Genomic DNA, 26,327 nt, shown 5'->3' on the forward strand with positions numbered 1-26,327 from the left:
AAGCCTTTCAACGGATCAAATTATATCCTCTTCAAAGTTTTATGCAAGCGATTTCATTTGTGAAAAAAAGCGCTAATTAGTCAATCATCCTTTGGTCTACTATCCATTTGCTTAATATTTTGTTAATAAAGTGCATATGAACACCATACTAATTATGTTGATAGGTGCAACTATCCCCTGTATCTTTTTTTAATCAATAATCTTCACAAACCGACAATCGCCAATACTTTTATTTTGTTAGTAATGATTTATTTCATAAATTTTATCGTTAAATTTCAATCAAATAAATAATCAGGTTTTTATCATAATATTTGTAGGTACATGTATTTTTCTTCAAATTGGTATATAGAAAAAAATAATTTTCTTTTTTCTTCATTTATCCGTGCACTTACACGTATTGTGTCAACTTTATCGAATCAATCGACCAATAATTCAAATGAGTGGCAACATTAATTGGTATACTTTTGCAGTTATCGTTACTTATTTATGAAAGTTATGCAAATAAATCGGGTTCGTCATGTTTCATTTTATGCAAGCAATCACTTGCATTCTTTAAAAAATCATGATATCTTCTAATCATTCAAGAAAAGTGAGGCGTTATTATGAAATTCAAGCAATTTATTAGTAGTAGGGGCCCTGTTTTAGCTTTATTTGTGGCATTAATGTATGGTATTTTGGTATTTGCAATTTACTTTACGGGCTACCACGCAATGCCAAATAATATTGACAAACTAACTGTCACCGTTGTTAATCAAGATAAAAACAGTAAACAGCTAGCTAAACAAATCAAAAAAGCTCTGCCATACAATCATATCAAGTCAACGACAGATCTAGGCAAGGCCAAACAGCAACTTAACAAACGTAAAACATACTTGATTATCGACATTCCCAAGAACTTTTCTAAGGATGTGTCGGCTAATAAACAACCTAATTTTAACTTTTATATTAACGAATCCACTCAGACTTCGATCGTATCAGCCATGAAATCAACAGCCACGACGTTGGGAAATTCTGTTAATCAAAAGCTCACCATTCAAAAAGGGACATTAATGATCGCCAAGCCTCAACTAGCAAAATTGAGTACAGAATTAAAGCAGGAACAAGCCACTGCACAAACTAAATTGGCGCAAGAAAAACAAACAATCGCAGCAGCTCCTGCCAACCAACAAGCAGCACTGACTGCTAAACTTAAACAGCAAACTGGTGCTAGTGAATCCTCTGCAAAGACAGCAGCAACTAACAAGAAAAATCAAATTATTAGCAGTGCCACAAAGGAAGCAACCCCGTTAGCCAATAATATTAAGGTGAAGATTCATCGCGAAAATAAGGTTAAAGAGGGTTTAAACTATTCGCTCGCACCATTTATTGCTAATTTGGCCATTTATCTGGGTGCACTAATTGGTACACTCCTACTTTACGGAACCTACGCCAAATTTGCTCCAATAATTGGTAGATTCAAATCTTTCGCCAATCTTGAAATAACAATGGTATTGATTTCAATTATCGCTTCTGCAATTGTCACTTGGGCAATAACTGCCATGATGGGATTAGGTACAAGTCAATATCTAAATCTATGGTTAACTCACATGCTTATGATTTTTGCTTCACTTAATTTCAATTCAATTCTGATGTTGTTGATGGGACAAATAGGAAGTTCGATTAATATATTTTTTACCATGCTTCAGGTGGTTGCCGGTGCAGGAATGATTCCACTCGCCACCATGAATGGATTCTTTAGCGCTATTCACGGACTCATGCCAATGTATTATGGCGTCAGTGCTGATTTCAATGCTATGTATGGTGGTACAGGAACTACTTCTCTTTGGACAGGACTAATCATTCTAACAATTTGTATTCTGATTATTAATATTATTATTGTCGCTATCCGTAAACGCCAACCAATGTTAGACTTTAGTAAACTAAGCTAACCGAAAGGAGTCTGCGCCTTGGCAAATAATAACACCACAGAGGAACGCCTTTTAACCGCTTTTTCTGATCTAGTTTTGAAATACGGTTATCGAGGTACTACTACCAAAAAAATTGCAGATGTGGCCGGCGTTAATGAAAGTACTATTTTCAGACATTTTAAAGATAAGCACGGTATTCTTAACGAGCTAGTCAACAAATATTTACAGGACGCTGACCAAGCGGCAAATGATTTCAAACCAATCGGTGATATTGAATTGGATTTAATTCAAGGAGCCAAAATCTACGAAACATTTACCACGACTCATCGATCCGTCTTCTTAATTGGATTACGTGAATCTTACCAATTTCCAGAAATTGCCGATGCTGTTAGACAGTTACAACAACGATTCAAAAAAATATTAGTTGATAAGTTCACGGAAATGGCTGAATCTGGCGAGATCAGTTCGACAGTTGATATAAAAAACGAAACTGATAACTTTGTGTTAATGATATTTGGCAACGTTGTACTATCATTCGCATACACAGACGCGGAACTATACATCCCCAGCAATCAGTTTCTAGAAAACAACGTACGTCTCTTTGCTTCACATCTAAAATAATATAAAAAAGCAATCTACCAACCAATTGCAGTTGTTAGATTGCTTTTATATTATTTGAAAGATTATAACAGATATTTTGCATCATACTCTGGATCCTGACTGGTAAGAATCTTAGGACCATCTTTAGTAATTACAATCGTGTGTTCATACTGTGCACAATCTGATCCATCAGCAGTCACATAATATTCCCACTCATCATGAGGAACCTGCTTATCAGCTATTTCCCAGCCACCAGTAGTAATCATAGGTTCGATCGTAATAGTCATGCCCTCTTTGAGACGAAGACCGTGGCCCTTTTCCCCGTACGCGGGGACATCTGGGCGTTCGTGCATCGTTGGTTGGATGCCATGACCAATTAGTTCACGAACGTCGCCACAATTGTTTTCTTCTTCAGTATAATGTTGAATTGCGTATCCAATGTCACCAAGTCGATTACCAATTACCGCCTGATCGATACCAAGGTATAGCGATTTTTTGGTGATATCCATTAACCGTTGACGTTCTGGTGAAATTTCACCAACTGCAAAGGTCCAGCATGAATCACTCATGTATCCTTGCCAGTTTACTACCGTATCAACAGAAACAATGTCGCCTTCTTTAAGCATTAGACCACGACGAGGTATCGCATGAGCCACCTCATCATTGATAGAAACACAAGTTGCATACTTGTATCCTTCAAAGCCCATTTCAGCCGGAATAGCACCATGACTTTCAATATATTCACGGCCAAACTTTTCAATTTCCCAACTGGAAACGCCAGGTTTAATAATATCCTGTAAGCCAACGTGCATGCCAGCTAAAATTGCGCCTGACTTGGCCATACCTTCAATTTCACGTTCTGATTTAAGTGTGATCATTTAATTGCATCCCCATTAAAAATTCATTTCTAAAAAACCAAGGTCAAGTGTATCACAAATGATATGATTGATACAAAAATCGTGCCTTCAATTCAACTACCATATAATTATACGTAATATTTCTTGATTATGGAGATTGTCTAATAATATAATAATATTTTGATGAGACAACAATCATATCCGTTGTTACACATGACCGCTAATGTTACTATTAAGCAGCGATGTAAGCAGTACCATAATATATCTTGGAAGGAACTATGACTTATGATTAACGAATATACAAAAACATATCCGGTAATAATCACAAAGTACGATAATAAGCACTATGTTGCCACATCACCCAATATTCTGGGATTAGTTGTTAAGGGAAGTTCTTACACTGAGACGCGTGACGCTTGCGTAAGTGAAATTAAGTCAATGATCGAAATTCCGAATTTTCCACGTGTTCAAGATACTGTTGATTGGGATCTAGACGAAAATCGAAAAATGGAATTCATAAATATCACGTGGCAAATTGAGACGCAACAGTTTGCTAACAATCGCAAAACTGATGTTAATAAACATACTGCGGTGATAGAACTTCAAGAATAGAAATTAATTCGAATTATCCGTAACGACCACAGATTAATTGTGCTCTTAAAAATTGATCTGTGGTCGTTTTTTACTTTAAAGCGTCAGTGTTGGCGCACTTTTGTAGTATGACCTGAATTTTTGTCAATTTTGTGTTGAAATGAACTTCTCCAAGCAGACCTCTCCGCTTAACACACAAAGGCCAATCATCCCAAAACCAGGGATAATTGGCCTTTGTCCGTTAATGCTCGAGGTCTAAACGCTTGGCTTCGTTCTCTAATCTGAAATGAACTACTTCAAGCAGACCTCTCCGCTTAACACACAAATACCAATCATCCCAAACCCAGGGATAATTGATCTTTGTCCGTTAATGCTCGAGGTCTAAACGCTTGGTTTCGTTCTCTAATCTGAAATAAACTACCTGACACAGATGCACAACATATAAACAACAAGGGTGACTGACCAAAATTGTCAATCACCCTTGTTGTTTATATGACGGCATCTAACCGTGTCGTTTCGTTCCCTAATATTTAATATTCAACAGCTTTGCATTCTTAATATCAGCAACCGTCTTAGTACCAGCCAACTGCATAATAATCTTTAATTCATCATTTAAGTGATTGAATACAGATTCAACCCCCTTTGCTCCGCCTAATGCTAATCCGTAAATTACTGGACGGCCCATTGCCACCAGATCAGCACCAGAAGCGATTGCTTTGAAGACGTCGGAACCACGACGTACACCAGAATCGAAGATCACTGGTACTTGGTGGTTAACAGCCTTAGCCACATCAGCTAATACATCAAAACTAGCTGGACCACCATTTAGTTGACGACCGCCATGATTTGATACATATACACCCGCAGCGGCGGCATAGATTTCACTGATTCCTTTACCTTTACCATCACCCTCGCTAAATTTAGTTAAGTTAGCCATTGGTATTGGAAATTGGAAATTATTGATAATATCTGCTTCACGATAGCCATCCACAGTTGCATCAACAGTTAAAATAATTGCCTTAACTCCTGCATTCTTGGCCTCATCCAACAAGGATTCATTAAAGGTCCAATCTTTACTCATGTATAACTGGAAAAACTGTGGTGCACCTTCACCAGCAGCGGCAGTATCGGCTATCGAGGTTGATGAATAAGTACTTTGTGCCATTAAACCACCAGCAGCTGCAACACCCTTAGCCGTGTCAATCTCGCCTTTAGCATGTGCTAAACCCTGTGCTGCCGTTGGAGCCATCATGATTGGTGTCTTCAAGTCTAACCCAAACACCTTGGTATCTGTTTGTGGATTTTCAATATTACTCAACGCCTTGGGTACAATTTATTTGTGTGAAAAGGCACTCCGATTGGCACGTAGCGTCCATTCATCTTCAGAACCACCAGAAATATAACCAAATCCACCGGTTGGAATAATTTCCTTTGCTTCCTTTTCCAGACCAGGCAAGTTCAAAATATCTAATGCTTTCTCATTTTCATTTTGCTTATATCCGTTTACTACAACCATATCGGTCGCCTCCATAATATTATTTAAACACCAATTGCACTCATTTTATCTACTTACAAAAAGTAAGTCAATAAAAACGTCTCCTTTCTTAATGATTCGTTGCGCTTAATCCCGTCAGCATATACTGAATTAAATGTTCAACTTCGGCGTCTTCATTCCAAGTCTCGGTTGGAAAAATAATATAATGCTGAATGAAATAACCAGCGATTGTAGAAGCCATAAATCTAAAAATTTCTGTATTAGACCAGTTCACCATTTCTCCCTGATCTTTTAGTTCATTGATTTCATTAGTTATATCATCAATAAAATAATGTGGCAGTGAACTGATTAAATCAAGCTTCATATCATCATTATATATCAATTCACTGACAAATATTTTAAGAACGGAAACGTTTTCAACTAAAAAAGGAATTCTAGAAATTACAATCGTACGTAAAAAGTCCTCCAAGTGTGGACAGTCGGAAAGCATCCCCTCACTAGTCATCTCATGCAAAACGTTTGGAATAATGGAATTAATTAATGGTGTGATAATGCACATCAATAATCCCTTTTTGCTACCAAATTTGCCGAAAATACTTCCTTCCGAAACTCCGGCAAGTGATGCAATTTCGCTGGTACTAGTATTTGAATAACCATTCTTTGCAAATAATTCAATTGCAGCGTTAAAAATCAGAGTTTGATTTTTTGTTAGATCCGCTGTTTCTGGTGCACTAGTGTATAAATCACTAATTGTTTTCATCAAATGGCCTCTTTTTATCAATTTCAGTTAATTCTACTACAAATTAGTGAAGTATATAAAACGTATTTCAGTATTGATTTTGATATTTTTTAACACCATCGTTATCTGCATTTTGAACTTCTCTGATCATTTCAACAATTTTAATAATATCCTTGTCAGATGGTATCTTACTGTACTTAATCATAAAATCTACAGTTGCGTTAATCAAAGACATATAGACCTCATGATTGAACTCAGAAACATGTTTACGGCTGACAACTTGGATAAAGTCCATCATTCGTTCTTCAATTTCCTGATTTAGATCATCCGATGCAGACTGGACCTCATGCAGCACAATGATCTCTCTGTAGTGTGCAGTCAGATAATTACACATGATCATTAATACTTCGTTTCGATCATGATGAGTAAGACTAGTATCTTTATAAAATTTAGTAGTTTTAACAAAGAAATCAGATGCGACTTGGTGTGCTAAATCAAACTTGTCCAAATAATGCAGATAGAATGTTTGTCGGTTAATAAATGCTTGCTTAGTAATTTCGCTCACGGTAACGTGGTCCATTCCCCGTGAGAGTGTCAGGTCGATAAATGCCTTTTTAATTGAATCAACACTTCTTTTGCTTCTCAAATCAGTCATATCATTACCCTCTTTTGGTTGAAATACTACCATCCACCCTACTGTTCCGTAGTTATTTATTGCATATAGTGTTTACTATATATAGTGAGTGGTCACTTCACTTTGACTTCATTATATCTAGATAATTAATTTAATCAAGGACAATTCACAATTTTATGTCACAACTGAACATTATCGTCAGACTCAGTGCCATTCATGATAAGATGACATCAAATACATCAATTCAAAGAAGGTACACCATGAAAATCATTATTGCTCCGGCCAAAAAAATGATCGTTGACACAGATTCATTTTCCACTCAAAGTGAACCCGTTTTTTTAAATCAAACTGATCAGATACTGAACAAGTTACAATCATTAACATACACTCGAGCAAAGGAATTATGGCAATGCAGTGATAAGATCGCCCGTCCTAACTATGAATGGCTGAAAAAAATAGATTTAAGAAAAAATCTAACACCAGCTGTTTTGGCATACTCTGGTATTCAATACCAATACATGGCACCGGATCTGTTCACAGCACCAGCATTAGATTATATTCAGCAAAATTTACGCATTTTATCTGGATTCTATGGTATTCTCAAGGCTTTTGATGGAATCGTTCCTTACCGTCTTGAAATGCAATCCAGTCTTAGCATCAATAACACTGTTAATCTCTATCAATTTTGGCACGATCAAATATACAATGATCTTGACTTTGATAACAACATCGTCGTAAATTTGGCTTCACAAGAATATTCAAAGAGCGTCTCACCTTTTTTAAAACCCGGTGAGCAACTTATTGATGTCGTATTCGGTAGCCTGGTAGATGGTAAAGTTAAGGTTAAAGCAACCCTGGCAAAGATGGCCCGTGGAGAAATGATTAGATATATGGCCGAACATCAAGTTAAGGTTTTATCTGAGTTAAAAAAATTTGACCATCCAGATTACAAATTTTCTTCTTCTCTTTCAAACGATCAAAAGCTAGTTTTTCTATATCAAAAATAAATTCCAACAACAGATATTGACTTCTCCATGTGTCAGTATTTTTTGTTCGCTTATTTTTAAATAGTAATAATTACTATTTACAATGTTGAACAGTTCTTGTATAGTCAAATAGTAATGATTATTATTTAGGAGTGATTTTTTGATGTTTCGTTTACGTAATGCGTTAGTCTTTTTGGGTTTATTAGTTTTCAGTTTAGTCATCTTATCCCCGTCGCAGGCCAATGCCGCCGACAATCATAAAATTAAAATTGTGACAAGTACTGATTTTTATGGTGAAGTTGCGAAGGCAGTTGCTGGTAATCATGGGGATGTAACCTCTATTATTAACAACCCATCGGTGGACCCTCATGATTATGAGCCGACGACAAAAGTAGCAAGCAAAGTTAGCAAAGCCAATATCATCGTGGAGAACGGATTGAACTACGATCCGTGGATGAGTAAATTAGCCAAAAATGCACATAATGCACAACTAATTAACATTGGTGGAACCATTATGCATAAGAATGTGGGAGACAACCCGCACATTTGGTATGAACCCACAACCATGACCAAATACGCCAACTACTTGGCAGATCAATTAGGCAAGGTTCAACCACAAAATAAACAAGCATTCAAAGAGAATGCCACAAAGTACATTGCCTCGCTCAAGCCTGTTAATGATGAGATCCGTAAGGTCAAGAAACAGACAACCAAAAGCCAAACTGTGTATGTCAGCGAGCCAGTTTTCGACTATGCAGTTGAATCTTTAGGATACAAAGTTGGTAACCACAGTTTCGAAGAAGCGGTAGAAAAAGGTACGGATCCATCCCCGACATCCATTAAGCAGATGCAAAATGGCATTAAAAACCATAAAATTGCTTTTTTTGTTGATAATAAGCAAGTTAGCAGTAAAACGGTTAAAAATTTTGTTAAACTGGCAAAGCAAAATAATGTTCCGGTACTGAAAGTTACGGAAACCTTACCTGCTCACATGAATTATCGTCAGTGGATGCTGTCTCAATATCGCCAATTAAATAAAATTTTAAAAAGTGAATCCAAGTAAAGCATAGAAAATTCTGTACTAAAACCACGCGGTTAACCATAAAAAGCGTAGCAGATGGAAATCAATTTCTTCATCTGCCACGCTTTTTTCATTACTACATTTGGTGAATCATTAAAATTTATACTATCACGTGCACCTAAAACTAATACTAGTTCATGTAATGATTGTTGCAATGGAAACAAAACATTGATATTCTTATCGTAATGACCAAATATGAGGAGCAACAGTTATGAAGGAACAGGAACAATTTTTAAACGGTCTAAGTACGTTGCTTGATAAGATGCAGTTACTTGACCGGGACACAATGCAAAGTCAATTGAACGGATTTAAACCGGCAGAAGTTCACACGATTGAATTTATTGGCAAACACAGTCACACCAATGTTACACAGATATCAAGTGCCATGTACGTCACCAGAGGAGCTGTTAGTAAAATGACCAAGCGACTGATGGCAAAAGAACTAATTGAAAGCTACCAAATATCTGATAACAAAAAAGAAATTTATTTTCGCCTAACCACAGCTGGAAAACGTATATTTAACATTCATGAATCATTAAATCATCAATTTGAAAAACGAGATGAGTCTGTATTTAAACAAACTAGTCAGGCCGATATTGATGCAGTCTTATCCTTTATATCAAAATACAATCAACATTTAGATGTCCTTATTAAGGATCGGCAATAGGATTACTCTTAAAATCAACTTCCTGCAGTTGTGTAAGGCCCTCAAGACTATCATTCATAAAATTGAATTATGGGTTTGAGAGCCTTACGTCTTTTAATTAGTCTTTTGTTGACAAAGAAACAAAGCACTGGTAATATTGTTGCCATAGAAACAATAAAAAGGAGTGATCAATTTGAATAATTTTGATAAATTACTAAAAATAAACTGTTTTTCAACTGACCAAGACGCTCGTGACCTTGCTGCAGAGGTACTAGAATCAAATTTCAACTGTGAAATCAACTGTGTGGAGATCGATCCAAGCGTTAAATTCGCCCACCATGCCAAAGGTTGCACAATTGCTGCTTCCAAGATTGATGCAGACACTGTTATATTCCAAAACGTTACAATCGGCGCTAATCAAACTTATAACAAGGTTACTAGTCAATGGGAAGGTCTAGGTAATCCAGTCATTGGTAAAAACGTTGTTATTGCTGACGGTGCAAAAGTTGTTGGTCCAATTATTATTGGAGATAACACTGTCATTGGTGCGGGATCAGTAATCACTAAGGATATTCCAGCTAATTCAATTGCATTTGGCGTCAATCATTTTAAACCAAAAGACGACCATTATTCACCTGTCTTTTACAAGCAAATGCCACAACCATCAGAAATTATAGACGCTTGCCAAAAGGTCATCCAACGCTACCAACAAACTGATAAATAACTCATACCTAGCTCAAAAAAAGATTCATGATGTCTTTCTTCCAACATCATGAATCTTTTTATATACTTTGGTTATAGTTCATCTTTTAGTAACAAATAGTTAACTAGCGTTCTAGCTTCAGATTGACTTCCTTCAACAACCTCAGGATGGTAAATTAACTGAGGGTCATTTAAATCAATTACTTTAAACTTACTGCTTATTTTTTTTAACGTTGGCCATGTTTCATCTGCGTACCGATTACCAATCACGTAACCAAAATCAATTTTCGTAAACGGCCGTGATAGTTCGTTAATCACTTCAATACGATTCGAATCGATAAAATCTTGAGTACCAATCAACAATGGCATTAATGGATAATCGCTGATATCAATTAATGGGTCATTGGCGACAAATTTCCAGTGATTTTTCAGGCCATAGTATTGAGCTGCAAAACCGCCCTTGGATGAACCATATAACACAATGTGGTCCATAGAAATATTGAACCGTTTAATGGTTTGAAGAATTAGCATGATAACATCGTTTTCAAACGTGGAATAATTTTGGGTATTCATGAAAAAAGAGCCCACATTCAGATTAAAATCAATAATTCTTAAGACAATCGTGTTTCTTGGCACACCATCAAAACTTTCGGTGACATATCTAGACCAGTAATTTGATTGTACCATTTCATCGTAAATGCCAGTACCACCAAAATCAACCACTAAATTTCTCGGTTGTACGTTCGAAAGACTAGCCGGATCAAGTTTAAAGACCAGCCCCCGGTAACGGGCATACCCAAACTGATCAACCTCAATTAACTTACGTGGTACATAATGATGCTGGTGTCCCCGACTATGGTCCAATATCAAATCACGAGCTAACAATTGCTCGTGCGTTTTATAAAACTCCTGATTACCTAGCACGGCTGCTGAAAATGGATTATCAGTTGAATCAGTAATTAAATCAATTGATCCATCTTCATTACTTACTAACTGATTTATTACTTCCACAAGTGCCCCTCCTCCATTTTTAAGTATTATATTAAACTACTCAATACTTACCAGCGTTATATCGGTATATATTAATCATATATCTTTCACCTATAAAAGTTAACCCCTACGTCAATATATACATATATAAATATATTCGTGCTGTTTTAACTAATAATATTGCAATCCAGACACTGATTGTGATACATTGCAAAACATCAAGGATATCCTGAAGGAGGTCACGTGCAATGCAAAAAAATGAACGAATGGATTTAAACGTCACCACTGATTTAAAACAGGCAGCAGACCAATTTACTCATGATAAATTTCGACTATCATTAGATGAGTACTTAACTCTCATTATTGAAAGTTTGGCTTCTCAGCAACTAGGAGAACACAATTTATTAAATCAGGATTTGGTAGAGCGTATCAATAACTCAATGCACGATAAAAATTCTGAATCAGCTGCCGATTTTATAGAACGCCTGGTAAACGGCGAATAAAAAGCTTCATTAGCTGATTTTTTGACCAGTTAGTGAAGCTTTTTTAGTTGTCATATCAATTTGTGTCTTAGAATTAACCGTTTTTTCAATTTGATATCTTGGTCGTTGTTTTACTTCCGTAAATACCTTACCAATATATTCACCAATAATGCTCAGCGACGTTAACTGAACTCCACCTAAAAACCAAATCGAAATCATTAATGATGGCCAACCAGTGGTAGTATTCCCCAAAAATCTTTGAATAAGTGTATAAACCATTAGTGCGATGCTTAGAATAATACTAGCAAAGCCTAAATACATAATAATTCTAATTGGTGCAAGCGAAAACGACGAGATGCCATCAAAGGCAAAATTCAACATTTTCTTTAACGGATACTTTGATTTACCGGCATAACGTTCTTTACGCATATAGTACACCTTAGCGCTCGGATACCCAACCAGTGGCACAATACCACGTAAGAAGAGGTTTCGCTCACGATACTTGAGTAAGGCATGGATGGCTCTCTTGCTCATTAATCTATAGTCGGCATGATTGTATACCATCTTCACACCAAAATGTTCCATCAGCTTATAAAACGTTTCTGCACTATACTTCTTAAACCAAGTATCAGTCTTCCGATTATTACGCACTCCATACACGACATCCGCCCCTTCAAGATACTCATCCACCATCTTAGGAATAATATTAATATCATCCTGAAGATCAGCATCAATCGTTATTGCAATTGAAGTACTTTGTTCAACCATGGTTAAGCCAGCAATTAATGCATTCTGGTGGCCAAAATTTCGGCTGAATTTAATTCCACTCACATATTTGTTGCTGTCATTTAAAGACTCAATGCACGACCAAGTATTATCTCTACTACCATCATCAACAAATAAGATTCGGCTCTTTTTACTAATTTTTTGATTTTTTATTAACTGAGTTAATATCGAAGTTATCTCTTTCGCAGTTTCGAAGATTACCTCTTCTTCATTAAAGCAAGGGATGATAATCGTTAGAATATTTACTTCATTGTTTACCAAAGCAATCCACCCCAATTTAATCTCGTTTAACACTTATATAGGTATTATACTACTATACGTTTAAAAATAAATTTGGCGCTTAATTTAGAGACTCCATTCTTAAACATCAAACTGTGTCTCATGAATACCGGCATTCATTAAATCGTAAGGATTATGCATTGACTTTTCATCCCACGATGCAATTCCCACAACCATCGAAATTGCCAAATTAACTAAATTAGTATTTTCTTTCAGTGCATTATTGAATCCATTTTTAATCCGATCTGCAGCAATTTGTGCTCCATCCGCATCTGAGTACAGCAAGATTGCCCACGTTGGGTCATCATTATTTAACAGGTAGGTAATATCATTTGTTCTTGTTTTTTCTTTAATCGTTGTAGACGTGATTTTGAGAAGCGTCTCCAGTTGATTTTCACTCATCATGCGTTTTAAATCATCAAAATATCTGATTTTTATAATCGCCGTTGTAACTGGCAGGTTAAATCTACGGTTTGTTTCAATAAACACAGCTACATCTTCTACATACGCAACAGTGGTTCTCAAATTTGTTTGCTGATCAAATGCCCCTCTCTCAATTAATGCTGTTCTCAAACTACTATTGGATTGTTGTAGTTTAACTTGATTGCGGGTCATAAAATATAGTGATAGCGATAGCATCAGGGGTAGTAAAATCCAAAAACTAAGTTGCCATGATATGTCTGCGTCTTTTACTAAATACTGATAAATTTCAAATACCGCCTGTATCGCCATAAACAGCATATTACTCAGGATGCTCGGCAAAAGTCCATAAAAATACGTAACTATTAGTAACCCAACAGTGCAAAAGAGGTAAATAACGTTGACTAACTCATGTCCGGTCAATGTCATTAGAACGGCCGTAATACTGAATAAAGTTAAAAACAATAATAAACCAACGTCTTCCAACAGTGATTCACGCTTGTCTCTATTTTTCATGTTTGTGTCCCCCATTCAGTAATGACTGCTTTTTTAAAATTAAAATCACGACAGCGCATAAAGCAACCAAGGCAAGAACAATTAATCCGAGATATAAAATAATCTGAGAATTACTGTCAAAAAACCTCTTTTTTACTAATGATTCATTTATAGCTTTATCCTTCTTAAATCTGTACCCATAGTGATTGTTATTTTGGTCGACTACAATGGCATCCCCCGAATACTGTTCAATGTTTTTCTGGAAATTAATTTGTGTTGAAGCCAGATAAGCAGCCTGATTTGAGGCTCCAGTTACAACAAGCATTCCTCGTCTCTTATTGTATGGAGATCTAAGCAACTGAGCTGTACCAACTTGTGTACCGTAATTCTTTTCTATACTCAATTTTTCGTTAGACACAATTCTTGTTAAATTTTTTGAAAATTTAAAATATAAATCTTTATTTAAATCTTTAATCATCTTGTTTGATTTTGGTGTTCCAATGACGATTACATTAGAATTGGCCAAAACCTTATTACTAGGTTTGTGAGTGTAGAATTGAATATTACCAGTATTGCTCTTAGCAAAACTACCAATTAAGTTGAAGACATTGGTTAATGTTTGATAGTCAACCGATGATAACCTCTTTGGTAGCACCACTGCGATGTTATTATACGTTTGGTGTTTAATAAATAAAGTTGGATAGTTAGTATAAAGCAAGTCATTGCTTCGTTCAGATTTAACTATCATTCTCGAACTTGGTTCTACCTGAGCCCATGGTGTATTTGAATTATCAGAATTATCATTTCCGTTTGTTTCAAGATCAAAAGCCACCTGAACTGTAAAACTATTACCTAACGCCGTTCCACGAGGAACATCCACAGTCAGTTCATCCCCATCAGCATGAGACTTAGTTAGTTTTTTACTTCCAAGTGTTGTGTTATTAACGTAAACAGTAACCAATGAATTTTTAAAATCCATGTTTTTACTATATTTAAAATGAAGTTTAACCTTTGACCCATCAGCATTAGAACGATCATTTGGTAAACTAATTTGATAGGTTGTTGTTCGATGACCTGAACCCGTGACGACATCTGGTGAACTTGTAAGTTTGTATTTCTCATTATCATGCAGTGATGAACTGTCAGTATCTGTTGATGAAGTAATTGTTTCTGCGGACTGATTAGTTTCATTCATTAATTCTTGGTTTGCGACAAACCGTGCGGCTTTTTTTAGCAGTTTGCCGTTTTTAGCTGTGACAACTAAATAGTGCTTGCCATTTTGATATTGGGTCATAACCAATGCGTTATTTTTGAGTTTTGACTGATCAATTTTATTTTTTAAATTATTTGGTAGGTGATTATATGTCATCACTGCCATAATGTAATTTCCACTTTGTGCGTTCATGTCCGAATATTTCACAACGGGTATCTGTTCATTAGCGGTTGTGATAACTCTGGCTTCGCCTGCCAATGTGATCATTGCAGCAGTTAGCTCATCACTTGATGCATTGTTAGGGGTAACAATTTTTGACTCCTGATTTGCAATCGTATCCTGGCCGACAAAATGGCCATAAAATGATGCCACGGTATTATCGGCATCCTTTAGTTGGTACTCAAAATTAACATTCGATCCGCTCTTTATGGTTAACCAATTGGCTGGAGTTTGTGCTAGTTGATAATTACCTTTACCTTTTTTAGTTAATATTTGTCCAGTAATTTTAAGAGTATTATCGCCACTCAACAAACTAACTGGTATCTTAATTTGTTCTGTCTGAAATCCTGACTTATTGCTTGGACGAAACGAATAAAATTTAACCCCGTTAATAGAAACCGTTATATCTGATGTTTGCTTTGATGATAGTTGTGAAACTTGATAGTTAAGGTTAAATGTTGCATTTTTGACATTCCAATATTCCATTTTGGTAAAGTACATATTAGATTCAACAGACTGTCCCGACAATGTTGTTGTACTATTTTGAAATTGCTGAGTATACGTCTGGTTAGCCGCATGCACGTCACCAACCTCAAAAGTAAAAAATACGCCCACAGAAATGATAATTAAAAACCATTTAATGATAACGCTTTGTTTTATACCATTTTGCTTGTTGATGAAAAACTTGTTCACGAATATACCCCACCATTCCATAAGCTGCCACAATCAGCCACATTTGACTATAAACTAAGTACATAAACACTATCAGCAATAGATTGCTAAACTTCATTTCACCTTTCTCAGTTGTAATCGTTGCAAAGGTACTAATCACAAACATCAGAATGGCAAACAGCCACAACGAGTTGCTGAACCCTTGAAGGGTTGAATGTGCTAACCCGGCAACGGAAAGCACAAAGGCCGTATCCGATAAAATTAACGATGTCATTAGAAGAAAATAAACCGATAAAAAGTACAAAAGATCAAACCTAATCGGCCTGCCAGATTTTTGAAACAATTTTTTGGCATTTTTAATAATCACATAGATATTTCCTTTAACCCATCTTGTCCGTTGATGAAACCAGACATCTAGAGTCTGTGGTTCCTGTTCCCACGTCACAGCACGTGGCTGGAACTGGATTCTGTAGCCCATTTGATAAACTCTAAAACTAATTTCAGTATCTTCTGCAAGTGCTTTAATGTCCCAGCCACCGATTTCATCTAGCACGTCACGACGAATCACATAATTTGTACCCGGGATAGTGCATAAATGAAATAAATGTTGTCTGCCTGCTTGCGCCATCCATTGAAAAGATAAAGTTTCGATATTAATAAATCGAGTCAATAAAGTTGCGTCTTTATTGCGCGTTCTGAACTTTCCAATAACTGCTGCAAGCTGGCGATCATTCAACAATTCGGCTACTAACAGCCTTAATGCCTCATGTTCAGGTGTGTTATCTGCATCATAAACTGAAATGATGCTTCCTTTGGCCTGCTTTAAGCCAATATTCAATGCGTTTGATTTTCCTTTACCGCCATTGGTTTTGTCCGTATTAATAATTTTTAATCGGGCACCAGTAAATTCTTCCTGCAACTCTCCCAATAATTGTGCGGAATTATCACTAGAATTATCATTAATAACAATTACCTCATACTTGTCATGCGGATAATCAAAACTCAGTAAGGATAACACCGTTTTGACAATAACAATTCCTTCGTTGTGTGCAGGAACCAGGATAGATACGAACGGTACTTTACTCGGCAAAGACTTATCGACTTTTTTTACTTGTTTTAAATACCATGTGTATCCGGCAATTGTTAGGATTAAGTTAACAACTAAAATGCCCCAAATTGAGATGATAGCAATCATTAATAAAAAATCGAGAATTGAGATATTATTCACCTTCTAGCGTTTAAACATGTTTCGATAAATGCGTCGACCAATCAGAATGAACACAGTCAAAATTAGTGATACGAGTATGAAGAACACAGCTAAAATTAGCCCTTGAATTTTGAAAAATCTCTTAAAAATAGTATTACTTGTTTGACCATTATCTTTAACGTGAAACGTACTTGTCTTATTTTTTATTTTTTCATACTCTTTGTTTAAGTAATACTTACCTGACCGATACTCAACCGTTGTGGATCCTGAATGAATCCTTGTTTGCCACCGTTCATTCTTAGGACTTAGCCAATCGGTTTGTAACGAATCAATTTCTTTTTTATCAGTCTGTAATTGTGAGTTAGATTCCGGTATCGAAATTGTCAGAGCTGTCGGTACATTAAATTTAATCTTACTTGTATTCTTCATGCTATTAATTGACGATGCGGGCAATGCAAACAAACTCTGTACTGCCGTTCGACTATTATTATCTTGTTTTAGATACGTCACGTCTGTGTTCGGTAGTAACAACCAATGATCAGCCTTAGCCAACGAATTATTTCTAAGAACTGTATCTTGATTCCAAAAATTTTGTGCACTAATGCCGACTGGAAAAACTTGATTATTTGCAAAACTAACAAAGTATTTCGTAAACATTTGGCTTAGTTCCGGTCCATCATCCTTGGTCGCCCCGCCAATCGTTGGCGCCTGAACAAAAATAACTCCACCATAATTTTCAACTTTTCTTAAAGCCGTTGTGAATCGTTTATAAGCTTGTAATTCAGTATTTTTATCAACTGTCACTGTACTAATTGCAAATGGTATATTGTGATCGCTACAATATTTACTTGTTTTTACTAATAATTTCAAATTCACATACGGTGAAACATTAGTAAATGTCAGTAACGGCTTGTATTGGGAATTATCACCAAATAGCTGTGATAAGGTACTTTCCGCAACCATTAACTCCAATCCATTATTTGCTATTTCTGGAATATATGCGTTCTTCCCAACGATCGTACTAAAAGAATAATTTTTTTGATTCTGCTGCTGAGTTTTCAACTCACCAATTGGCTGAGCACCAGATGGGGCCTTCTTTATCACAGTTATTGATTCACTAAACGGTAATATCTGCTGGTTATCACCGTCGTCTAAAATAAACTGTTGCTGATGAACCCGTGCCGTGGTCACGTTCATTTGTGTGGCCTCGTTGTTAGTTAACCCGGCACCAATATGAATTTTATAACCAGTAAAGTTATCACGATCTGATTCAAATTGATGGTTGGTAAACCCAGCCTCATCCCAATTCACCATTGTTATCACTGCTGTATAACTACTATTTAGCATTCCACCATGGTAATTGGATTCTTTCAGCGTTCGCACCCTAAAATTCATACTAGTTAAAATTCGTTGTAAAGTATCAATCTTCTTTTCATCATGATCTGCTGTATTTTTTGAATCATAGACAAGCATGATTTTATTTCCAGAATTGGTGGTAGCTTGGGCATTTGCATTCAAGTTAACCAAAATCAAAACCAACAATGCTGTCAATAACACTACATAAAGCTTAATTTTATGCATTGGCATCACCGCCTTCATCGGTATTCCAAAGCTGTTTATTTAGCATGTCTGATATAAACAAAATAACTGCTAAATCAAAACTCAACGGCGCCATAAACATATGTTTAGCAAGATCAGCCTCACCATCACCAAGAATTGAAATGATTGGTACAAATACGAAAATAGTCATTAATCCGACTACCAACAAAAACCTTAAAATACCGTGGAAGCGCCTTGAACGAAAATCTCTATAAGCTCCAACAGCATAAACGGCGACAAATCCAATGGCCGTTAAACAGACAAATGCGAACCTACCGGGATAAAACGCACTTAAATATGAGCTGTACAATGTAAAATATCTAACTTGTTCATTAGGCTTATGTCCAGCTCCACGCGTATAATCACCAACAGATTTTACCTGTGTAATCATGACGTCTTTGGCGGCTAAATCCATTAAATTAATAAATTGCTGACGATTATGTAAATAGTATTTAACGAACCAGACAATGTTCATTTTGCTGGTTAGTTTTTTGGTTATGTTTTTGCTAGTTGGTTTAACCGCATCAAAAGTCTTTGAATAATAAGCCTGCGATCTCATCAGCGCATATTGTTCATTAACTCCTTGTTTATCAATTTTCTTGCTTGGATCGTTAGTTTCCATTAATGCTCCATAAGAAAAAGCTTGATACGTATTGTAACTAGTAAAGTCTTTATTAATAGAAGCGTAAATCACTATGCCGGAAATCAGTAGACATCCCATACCCACAATCACTGCCAATCGCCTTGCTTTAAATCCTGGCAAAAACACTAATCCAATTGCCACCACAGAAAAGCTTAAAGCTAGTGGCGCGTTCTGCTGTTTACTAGTTATCAGTAGAATGGTACTAACAAAAAACAAAATAATGACTGGCCACCGCCGCTTAGTACATTGACGTGCTAATAACATGATGGCAGCAAATGAATAGATTGTGGCAATGAACATCTCGGGTTCACCAAAAAAAGAATTGAAGTATAACGTAAAGGATGAATCACCAAGTATAAACACAACGATCAGGGCAATCACGTAGCTAACCAGATTATGATGAGGATAAACAAGCGATTTGGTTAATAAATAAATCGCACCAAGATAAAACAAATACCAAACTAACCCCATGAAGCGAATATCAAAAATTGTCTTACTATAAAATAACTTGTTCAAAAATAGAGCCATGTGTACAAACAAAGTTTGTGTTGAAACTACAACTGCATGATTCTCATTAAAATATTGGTAAATACCAAATTTAGTCACAATATAGCTCATAAACTGACTGTGGTTTGAGGGTAATCGATAAATGCCGTTACTGTTCATTGCCCTATAAAAATCACCAGTATCACCCAGGCCGTTGATCGGTGGAACAAAAAGTAAGATACCGCTAATGATAGCCACAAGAATCATCGCCACCATCGCTGGTGAAACATGTTCACTAATCCTGATTAAAATTTTTTTGGTGAATTTTCCCATAGATGACTCCCATTAATATAATGAAGCAATTAAAGCAACTAAATTATTGAACGAATAAGCATCATTCGTTGTTGCATCTCCAAGGCCACCGAAAATATCCGATTTTGAATTTAAGATTTGCGATTTCCACACTTCATTCATCGATTTTTGGTAATATTTTTGATTATTTTGATTAGCAAAAATAATTGCAGCTAATGCATAATTCGCTGCTGACTGATCTTTATTTACAGTAGCTCCATTAGTGGAATACGCGTTGTAAAGCGACCGATGATCTATCTTAATTTTTAACCACCGAATGGTTGTCAGCTTAATTTGATTTATTTCAGATAAATGCACGAGTGTCTCAAGTTCTTCTGAAGTATTTAAATTAGCGGAACTGTAGGTACCATTTGACCAGTTATAACTAGATGCATATAAAGGAAAAGCATCACCTAAATAACCATCTTTCACCAATTTCAGTTGCTGCTGATAATACTTTTGATCTGTTTTCGAAGCATACTCAAAATGTTTTAATACTAAAAAATCATAACAATATAATGAGCTATCGCTACTAGCCTGATCTGATTTAACGTCATAAAAATTAACTAAATGTCCTTTCTTGATGACGTGTTTGGTTAAAAATTGAAACCGTTGAGCGGCTTCTTTTCTGTATCTTTGACTATGTGTTAACTGAGCATATGTTTGTAATGAACGAATGATACGCAGGTCATCAATCGTGGAATTAACACTGGCTTTTTTATTTGTTTTTGGATTATAGCGATAGCTGAACTGATCGCCTTGGTCAAAATAACGTTTCGTGGTTTGATAAAATTTTCTAAATTGTGAATACTGGTGAGTTTGTACCAGATAATTAAGCCAAAGGCCGGAAGATTCCAGTAGCATTTCATGACCCGTTGCAACCTTTTTTTTAGTTCGATATTGATGATAATTTGTATATATCCCCTGTTTAGCCAGCATCTTTGTGTCAATAAAATGTTTCAATAGTGCATCACGATGCTTGTTTCGATTGAAATGTGTATTAATTATCATCGCTTTGCAATTACCCTTTGGAACTTGCACATCGGCATCACGGTTGCTGCAACCGGTAAGTATTAAAAAAATTATTCCGAAGATGATCAACATCTTTAATTTTTTCATTTCCGTATCACCATATAGACTCTCTATTAATTATTACGTATCCACGTGATTATTGTACTATACTTAACTTGTAATTTAATAAGAATTACTTAAAAAATTAATTTTATTTGGAGAAAAATATATGGAAAAAATTAAAGTGATGACCGTCTTTGGGACAAGACCTGAAGCCATAAAGATGGCACCAGTTATTCAATTGCTGTCTGCTGATCCTAGTTTCGAACTAATCAACGTTGTGACAGCACAACACCGAGAGATGCTTGATCAGGTGTTGTCTATTTTTCATATTCATCCCCAATATGATTTAAATATTATGAAAAAAAGCCAATCTTTAACCGATATTACGGTAAATGTGCTAAATGAAATGGATAAGATATATTCTCGTGAATCGCCCGATATTGTCCTAGTGCACGGAGATACATCTACCACATTTTCTGCCAGTTTGAGTGCGTTTTACCACCACGTCCCTGTTGCTCACGTTGAAGCTGGCCTCCGCACCTGGGATAAGCATTCCCCGTTTCCTGAGGAGATCAACCGGCAGACAACTGACGATATCAGTGAGATATATTTCGCACCAACAAAACTGAGTAAAAATAATCTCAAGAGTGAGCACCATCCTGAAAATCATATGTGGGTCACCGGTAATACGGCCATAGACGCACTAAAAGAAACGGTAACAGCAAACTATCACCATAATGTATTAGACGTGGTTAACAAAAAAAACCGCATTATTTTAGTCACCATGCATCGCAGAGAAAATCAAGGCAAACCAATGGAAGATGCATTCAAAGCCATCAAAGAGGTAATTGATAGTACCGAAAATGTCGAGGCAATTTTCCCAGTACACTTTAATCCTGTCGTAAGAAGAATTGCTAACAGTATCTTAGGAAACGACCCACTGATTCATCTAATCGAACCTTTAGATGTTATTGATTTTCATAACTTAGCAAACAAGAGTTACTTCATCATGACTGATTCTGGCGGCGTTCAAGAAGAGGCTCCGTCACTAGGTAAACCAGTTCTCGTCTTGCGAAATACAACAGAACGACCTGAGGGCATCAAAGCTGGCACACTTAAGTTAGTTGGCACAAATCCAGATACCATAAAATCATCAATGATTGAGCTATTAAATAACCCAAAAGCATATAGCCAAATGGCGAATGCTAAAAATCCTTACGGTGATGGGTTTGCGGCCAACAGAATTTGTGAAGCACTAAAATATTACTTTAATATATCCAAAACGGCACCAGAAGAATTTGGAGATTAAAATACAAGTTTCATAGTCGCTAAGTAAATGAAAACGATATTGGAACAACGTCCGTAATTATCTACCAAAAATAATTAGATCCCCAAAATCAAAATCCAAATCATTTAGGATTTTAGCCTTGGGGATCTTACTTTCTAGAAACAACGCATCTTTATTATTGTTCTCTTGTAATTAATATTTTTTAATTTGTGTGCGCCAATTTTTTCCCTTCAATGGTAATTTGATCTCTACCATTATGCTTACTGGTATACAAATTATCGTCAGCACGCTTATAAGTATCATCTATAATTTCATCTTCACCATGTACCGCAGTCACACCCACAGAAATAGTTACACGAATCGTATATTCATTATAATGAAACTCAGCACTACGAATAGCTTCAAAGCACGCTTGAATAATTGGCCGAACTTCAGCTGGATTTTTTTCAGGAAATGGAATATTAAATTCTTCTCCACCAGTTCGATATACCTGATCAGATTTATCGTATTTTCCTAACGTGTTTCTTAATGTCGTCACTACTCCAACCAACACCTCATTACCAGCTAAGTGACCGTAAGTATCATTAATGCTTTTGAAGTGATCAACATCTAGTGTTACTAGTGTCATGGGCAGTTCCAAATCCCTGGCTCTTTCAAACATTTTCTTAGCATCCCGTGTGTACATCGAGTAAGTTTTAGCACTAGTCAATGCATCATAATCAGCTAGTTTGGTCAACTCGCGGTCGTGTTCCACCCGACGACCCTGATAAATCAGATATACGCCAGATACCAGCCCAAACACCATGAACATCAAAAAGCCTTGACTAATTACCTCGTACTTTAATGGCCCACCATTAATGTCGACTCTCGATGACCAATAGGCCAGTCCTAAATACGCCAAAAAAATGATTCGTGGCCAAAATTTATGGCCAAATTTAATATGAAAGATCCAATTAATAGTCAAAACCACAATCAAACCAGCGAAAAGGCTAATGTATCTTGCAGTCATTAAAAATTGATACGGATATAACCATAAAGCAATTAATGCTACTGATCTAATTAGATAATTCCATAATTCCATTTCAACCGAAACTAAACTAACTGCCAGCGTAAAAATTGCCACATTAACCGTTAAAATTGGATTGGAGCTAAGATCACCTCTAGCAAAGAAAAATAAAGCACTCGTACCAATCGTATAGACAAGCGTGAACAAAGTTGCAAGGAGGGCGCCTCTTTTTTTACCGTACGTCATTTTCAAAGATTCAAATGACAATGAAACATAGATAGCATTAAACCCAACAATGAAGAAAATACCAAATAAACTTTTCATTAACCATTGAGTCAAAGTAAATTCGTAAAATGCCATTATCTACGCCTCCATCATTGAAAAATAAAAAGTACACACAAAGTGTATACTCAGTAATAACTTCTATACGTATTATACAGCAAAAATACAAATTCCCTCACGAATCACTAAAGAAAACTTTTATTGACCGCTTTATTACTCTAATTTGCGACGTGCTAGTGCAAAGTTACCAACTGTTGCGGAGCCATTATTCTTAACAGTTGGCATAGTAATATAATTTTCTAAATCACCAACGTCAATGTAATCATTCATTAATTGATTATATTCATAACGTACTTTATCTAAGAATTGTTCACTGACAACCCCACCACCAAATACAATTTTCTCAGGTAGAATTGAAAGAGTAGTTTGTAATGCAGCTTGGGCAACATAATAGGCCATGATATCCCAAACATGATCAGATAAGGGAACATCTTCTCCCCTATGCCCAGTACGAGCCTGAAACGTTGGACCGCAAACCAGTCCTTCAAGGCAATCACCATGATACGGACAAATTCCAGGAAAATTTAAATCATCTGGGTGTCTTTTGAGTCTGATGTGCCCAATTTCTGGATGACCGGTTTCTCCTAAAAATTTACCATTAATTAGGGTTCCCGCACCAACTCCTGTTCCAATTGTGTAGTATGTTAATGACTTAATTTTTTCGTTAGCCGTGACATATTCACCGTATGCTGATCCGTTTACGTCAGTCGTCCAAAGGATTGGCATGTTGAAATTATTTTTCATGAATCCTAAAAAGTCAGTATTCGACCAATTTATTTTAGGTGTGTCCGTAATATAACCATATTTTGCTGAAGTCTTAATAATCTCAATCGGCCCAAATGAGGAGATAGAAATAGCTTTTAATTCTGTGAACTGTTTAAAATAATCCACGGCCTTTTGTAATGTTTCAGCTGGCGTTGTTGTCTTAAATTCAATTCTATTTATGACCTGAAAGTTTTCATCGCCAACAGCGCAGACAAACTTTGTTCCGCCAGCCTCTATACTTCCTAATAACATGTATATTACGACCTCGATTCTTCACTAAATAGCATCTGTAGTATACATCATACCATGTGGTTATATAAATATTTATCTAACATAAAACAAAAATAAGAGATTCGATGGGTTCAGCCCATCAAATCTCTTATTTCATCTAGTTATCTTCTAGTTTCTTCTGCGACGTTTAAAACCAAACATTCCAAGTGTTAATCCTAACATCGATAAACCTAATACCGATTCAGCAACACTGTCTGAACTATCACCAGTTTGTGGAAGTTTGTTGCTCTTTGTTTGTGAGTTTTGTTTAACCCCATCTGAGCTGTTGCCCTTAATGCTATTGCCAGTTGACGATTGCGTCATCCCAGTCGAGGCCGAACTGCCAGTAGTGGTTGAACCAGGATTGGTTGTAGTACCACTTGCATTCGAACCAGTTCCGGTTGTGTTGCCAGTGCTACTGTTACCAGTACCATTGTCTGAATTGCCACCACCATTTGTGGCTGCTTTGGCTTTGACAATTACAGTAACCGTCTTAGAAACAGTGTTGCCAGAAGCATCAGTGTAAGAATAAGTGACGTTATAAGTTCCTGGTGTCGACAAATCAACACTGCCAGTGACTGTAATATCGTCAAATCCAATCGCATTACCATTTGCATCTGTGGCCGATACGAAATTATCTGCGGCAGTCCAATTTGAACCAACTGTAACTGTCGAATCGTTTGCCGAAATTGATGCCTTTGTGGCAGTTACCGTAACAGTGGCAGTCTTTGAAATTGTGTTACCTGCACTGTCCGTGTAACTATAAGTTACATTGTAAGTTCCCGGTGTCGTTGTATCAACGTTACCACTCACTGTAACATCACTCAAATCAATCGCATTACCATTTGCGTCAGTAGCTGAAACAAAGTTATCTGCTGCTGTCCAAGTTGCATCTGGGCCAGCAACTATTGTCGTGTTCTTGGTATTAATCGTAGCCTTTGAGGCGACTACCGTAACGGTTGCTGTCTTTGAAATAACATTACCAAGGCTATCCGTGTAACTATAAGTTACATCATAAGTACCTGGTGTCGTTGTGTCGACATCCCCACTTACTGTAATGTCACTCAGATCAAGAGCGTTACCACTTGCATCAGTAGCTGAAACAAAGTTATCCGCTGCTGTCCAACTTGTATCTGGGCCAGCAACCAATGTTGTGTTCTTAGTATTAATTGCAGCCTGCGAAGCGACTACCGTGACTGTCGCAGTTTTTGAAATAACATTGCCCGCGCTATCCTTATAACTGTAAGTAACTTCATAATTACCAGGCGTATTAGTATCAACTGAGCCCGTGACGGTTAAATCAATTAGGCTAAGTGCATTACCCTCTGCATCAGTCGCTGAAACAAAGTTATCTGCTGCTGTCCAAGTTGTGTCTGGACCAGCAATTAAAGTTGAATCTTTGGTATCAACGCTTGATTGTGAGGCAACCACTGTGACTGTTGCAGTCTTAGAAACCTTGTTACCAGCGGCATCTGTGTAGCTATATGTGACATCATATGTTC

The 26,327-nt window shown here is 36.5% G+C and carries 23 protein-coding genes and 1 pseudogene; 9 read left to right on the top strand and 15 right to left on the bottom strand.

What is annotated here, in order from left to right; genetic code table 11:
- Positions 1-602: 602 nt before the first annotated feature.
- Together FD16_RS07570 and FD16_RS07575 are read left to right on the top strand one after the other, a co-directional pair.
- A complete protein-coding gene (locus FD16_RS07570) occupies positions 603-1,928 on the top strand; it encodes a YhgE/Pip domain-containing protein (RefSeq protein WP_010623002.1) in 1,326 nt (441 codons plus the stop codon).
- A gap of 18 nt (positions 1,929-1,946) precedes the next feature.
- A complete protein-coding gene (locus tag FD16_RS07575; RefSeq protein WP_010623003.1) occupies positions 1,947-2,528 on the top strand; it encodes a TetR/AcrR family transcriptional regulator in 582 nt (193 codons plus the stop codon).
- Positions 2,529-2,590: 62 nt separating this feature from the next.
- On the opposite strand, the gene map is transcribed toward FD16_RS07575, so the two are convergent.
- Positions 2,591-3,385: a type I methionyl aminopeptidase gene (gene map, locus FD16_RS07580; protein ID WP_010623004.1), complete on the bottom strand. Its 795-nt coding sequence runs from the start codon at positions 3,383-3,385 to the stop codon at positions 2,591-2,593.
- Between the two features lie 264 nt (positions 3,386-3,649).
- Between map and FD16_RS07585 the strand changes: the two genes are divergently transcribed.
- A complete protein-coding gene (locus FD16_RS07585; RefSeq protein ID WP_010623005.1) occupies positions 3,650-3,976 on the top strand; it encodes a type II toxin-antitoxin system HicB family antitoxin in 327 nt (108 codons plus the stop codon).
- A gap of 502 nt (positions 3,977-4,478) precedes the next feature.
- Here the strand turns inward: FD16_RS07585 and FD16_RS07590 are convergent.
- The 3 genes and pseudogenes from FD16_RS07590 to FD16_RS07600 form a co-directional block, all read right to left on the bottom strand.
- Positions 4,479-5,471 (bottom strand): annotated as a pseudogene (locus FD16_RS07590) (alpha-hydroxy-acid oxidizing protein).
- 88 nt (positions 5,472-5,559) lie between these two features.
- Positions 5,560-6,210: a TetR/AcrR family transcriptional regulator gene (locus FD16_RS07595; protein ID WP_010623006.1), complete on the bottom strand. Its 651-nt coding sequence runs from the start codon at positions 6,208-6,210 to the stop codon at positions 5,560-5,562.
- A 67-nt stretch (positions 6,211-6,277) separates the two neighbouring features.
- Positions 6,278-6,844: a TetR/AcrR family transcriptional regulator gene (locus FD16_RS07600; RefSeq protein ID WP_010623007.1), complete on the bottom strand. Its 567-nt coding sequence runs from the start codon at positions 6,842-6,844 to the stop codon at positions 6,278-6,280.
- A 239-nt stretch (positions 6,845-7,083) separates the two neighbouring features.
- On the opposite strand from FD16_RS07600, the gene yaaA reads away from it, so the two are divergent.
- The 4 genes from yaaA (at position 7,084) to FD16_RS07620 (ending at position 10,260) form a co-directional block, all read left to right on the top strand.
- A complete protein-coding gene (yaaA, locus tag FD16_RS07605; RefSeq protein ID WP_029508431.1) occupies positions 7,084-7,830 on the top strand; it encodes a peroxide stress protein YaaA in 747 nt (248 codons plus the stop codon).
- Between the two features lie 142 nt (positions 7,831-7,972).
- Positions 7,973-8,872, top strand: coding sequence for a metal ABC transporter solute-binding protein (locus FD16_RS07610; protein WP_010623009.1), 900 nt, complete (start codon positions 7,973-7,975; stop codon positions 8,870-8,872).
- A 229-nt stretch (positions 8,873-9,101) separates the two neighbouring features.
- The gene (locus tag FD16_RS07615) at positions 9,102-9,557 is read left to right on the top strand and encodes a MarR family transcriptional regulator (RefSeq protein ID WP_010623010.1); all 456 of its coding nucleotides are present in this window, start codon (positions 9,102-9,104) and stop codon (positions 9,555-9,557) included.
- Between the two features lie 172 nt (positions 9,558-9,729).
- On the top strand, positions 9,730-10,260 hold the full coding sequence (locus FD16_RS07620) for an LbetaH domain-containing protein (protein WP_010623011.1): 531 nt from the start codon (positions 9,730-9,732) through the stop codon (positions 10,258-10,260).
- A gap of 71 nt (positions 10,261-10,331) precedes the next feature.
- On the opposite strand, the gene FD16_RS07625 is transcribed toward FD16_RS07620, so the two are convergent.
- Positions 10,332-11,249, bottom strand: a complete 918-nt coding sequence (locus FD16_RS07625; RefSeq protein WP_010623012.1) for an XcbB/CpsF family capsular polysaccharide biosynthesis protein — start codon at positions 11,247-11,249, stop codon at positions 10,332-10,334.
- Positions 11,250-11,476: 227 nt separating this feature from the next.
- On the opposite strand from FD16_RS07625, the gene FD16_RS07630 reads away from it, so the two are divergent.
- Entirely contained in the window at positions 11,477-11,731 is a 255-nt protein-coding gene (locus FD16_RS07630) for a hypothetical protein (protein WP_010623013.1), read from the top strand.
- 9 nt (positions 11,732-11,740) lie between these two features.
- Here the strand turns inward: FD16_RS07630 and FD16_RS07635 are convergent, their stop codons facing one another.
- From FD16_RS07635 to FD16_RS07665, 7 genes are all read right to left on the bottom strand, one after another.
- A complete protein-coding gene (locus FD16_RS07635; protein ID WP_010623014.1) occupies positions 11,741-12,757 on the bottom strand; it encodes a glycosyltransferase family 2 protein in 1,017 nt (338 codons plus the stop codon).
- A 99-nt stretch (positions 12,758-12,856) separates the two neighbouring features.
- Positions 12,857-13,711 carry a diguanylate cyclase gene (locus FD16_RS07640; RefSeq protein WP_010623015.1) on the bottom strand — a complete coding sequence of 285 codons (855 nt, stop codon included), beginning with the start codon at positions 13,709-13,711 and terminating at the stop codon, positions 12,857-12,859.
- Positions 13,701-15,836, bottom strand: coding sequence for a cellulose biosynthesis cyclic di-GMP-binding regulatory protein BcsB (locus tag FD16_RS07645; protein WP_082603535.1), 2,136 nt, complete (start codon positions 15,834-15,836; stop codon positions 13,701-13,703). Before FD16_RS07645 ends, FD16_RS07640 begins: the two co-directional genes overlap by 11 nt.
- Positions 15,760-16,989, bottom strand: a complete 1,230-nt coding sequence (locus tag FD16_RS07650) for a glycosyltransferase family 2 protein (protein WP_010623016.1) — start codon at positions 16,987-16,989, stop codon at positions 15,760-15,762. Before FD16_RS07650 ends, FD16_RS07645 begins: the two co-directional genes overlap by 77 nt.
- Positions 16,990-17,025: 36 nt before the next feature.
- A complete protein-coding gene (locus FD16_RS07655; RefSeq protein WP_010623017.1) occupies positions 17,026-18,582 on the bottom strand; it encodes a hypothetical protein in 1,557 nt (518 codons plus the stop codon).
- Entirely contained in the window at positions 18,575-20,062 is a 1,488-nt protein-coding gene (gene wsfD / locus FD16_RS07660) for a glycan biosynthesis hexose transferase WsfD (RefSeq protein WP_010623018.1), read from the bottom strand. Before wsfD ends, FD16_RS07655 begins: the two co-directional genes overlap by 8 nt.
- A gap of 12 nt (positions 20,063-20,074) precedes the next feature.
- On the bottom strand, positions 20,075-21,199 hold the full coding sequence (locus tag FD16_RS07665; protein WP_010623019.1) for a hypothetical protein: 1,125 nt from the start codon (positions 21,197-21,199) through the stop codon (positions 20,075-20,077).
- Positions 21,200-21,320: 121 nt separating this feature from the next.
- On the opposite strand from FD16_RS07665, the gene wecB reads away from it, so the two are divergent.
- Entirely contained in the window at positions 21,321-22,463 is a 1,143-nt protein-coding gene (gene wecB / locus FD16_RS07670) for a non-hydrolyzing UDP-N-acetylglucosamine 2-epimerase (RefSeq protein ID WP_010623020.1), read from the top strand.
- A gap of 181 nt (positions 22,464-22,644) precedes the next feature.
- On the opposite strand, the gene FD16_RS07675 is transcribed toward wecB, so the two are convergent.
- The 3 genes from FD16_RS07675 to FD16_RS07685 form a co-directional block, all read right to left on the bottom strand.
- Positions 22,645-23,808, bottom strand: a complete 1,164-nt coding sequence (locus FD16_RS07675; protein ID WP_010623021.1) for a GGDEF domain-containing protein — start codon at positions 23,806-23,808, stop codon at positions 22,645-22,647.
- A 135-nt stretch (positions 23,809-23,943) separates the two neighbouring features.
- A complete protein-coding gene (scrK, locus tag FD16_RS07680) occupies positions 23,944-24,807 on the bottom strand; it encodes a fructokinase ScrK (RefSeq protein WP_010623022.1) in 864 nt (287 codons plus the stop codon).
- Positions 24,808-24,954: 147 nt separating this feature from the next.
- The coding region (locus FD16_RS07685) for a bacterial Ig-like domain-containing protein (protein ID WP_156403245.1) at positions 24,955-26,327 on the bottom strand (1,373 nt) is incomplete at its 5' end.

Source organism: Paucilactobacillus suebicus DSM 5007 = KCTC 3549, assembly GCF_001434475.1.
Lineage (GTDB): Bacteria > Bacillota > Bacilli > Lactobacillales > Lactobacillaceae > Paucilactobacillus > Paucilactobacillus suebicus.

Coding starts and splice junctions, on each gene's coding strand:
- FD16_RS07615 (WP_010623010.1), top strand. CDS start 9,102: ATGAAGGAACAGGAACAATTTTTAAACGGTCTAAGTACGTTGCTTGAT.
- FD16_RS07665 (WP_010623019.1), bottom strand. CDS start 21,199: ATGAAAAAATTAAAGATGTTGATCATCTTCGGAATAATTTTTTTAATA.
- FD16_RS07640 (WP_010623015.1), bottom strand. CDS start 13,711: ATGAAAAATAGAGACAAGCGTGAATCACTGTTGGAAGACGTTGGTTTA.
- FD16_RS07650 (WP_010623016.1), bottom strand. CDS start 16,989: ATGATTGCTATCATCTCAATTTGGGGCATTTTAGTTGTTAACTTAATC.
- FD16_RS07600 (WP_010623007.1), bottom strand. CDS start 6,844: ATGACTGATTTGAGAAGCAAAAGAAGTGTTGATTCAATTAAAAAGGCA.
- FD16_RS07645 (WP_082603535.1), bottom strand. CDS start 15,836: ATGGAATGGTGGGGTATATTCGTGAACAAGTTTTTCATCAACAAGCAA.
- FD16_RS07595 (WP_010623006.1), bottom strand. CDS start 6,210: ATGAAAACAATTAGTGATTTATACACTAGTGCACCAGAAACAGCGGAT.
- scrK (WP_010623022.1), bottom strand. CDS start 24,807: ATGTTATTAGGAAGTATAGAGGCTGGCGGAACAAAGTTTGTCTGCGCT.
- wecB (WP_010623020.1), top strand. CDS start 21,321: ATGGAAAAAATTAAAGTGATGACCGTCTTTGGGACAAGACCTGAAGCC.
- FD16_RS07610 (WP_010623009.1), top strand. CDS start 7,973: ATGTTTCGTTTACGTAATGCGTTAGTCTTTTTGGGTTTATTAGTTTTC.
- FD16_RS07570 (WP_010623002.1), top strand. CDS start 603: ATGAAATTCAAGCAATTTATTAGTAGTAGGGGCCCTGTTTTAGCTTTA.
- wsfD (WP_010623018.1), bottom strand. CDS start 20,062: ATGGGAAAATTCACCAAAAAAATTTTAATCAGGATTAGTGAACATGTT.
- FD16_RS07630 (WP_010623013.1), top strand. CDS start 11,477: ATGCAAAAAAATGAACGAATGGATTTAAACGTCACCACTGATTTAAAA.
- map (WP_010623004.1), bottom strand. CDS start 3,385: ATGATCACACTTAAATCAGAACGTGAAATTGAAGGTATGGCCAAGTCA.
- FD16_RS07655 (WP_010623017.1), bottom strand. CDS start 18,582: ATGCATAAAATTAAGCTTTATGTAGTGTTATTGACAGCATTGTTGGTT.
- FD16_RS07585 (WP_010623005.1), top strand. CDS start 3,650: ATGATTAACGAATATACAAAAACATATCCGGTAATAATCACAAAGTAC.
- FD16_RS07675 (WP_010623021.1), bottom strand. CDS start 23,808: ATGGCATTTTACGAATTTACTTTGACTCAATGGTTAATGAAAAGTTTA.
- yaaA (WP_029508431.1), top strand. CDS start 7,084: ATGAAAATCATTATTGCTCCGGCCAAAAAAATGATCGTTGACACAGAT.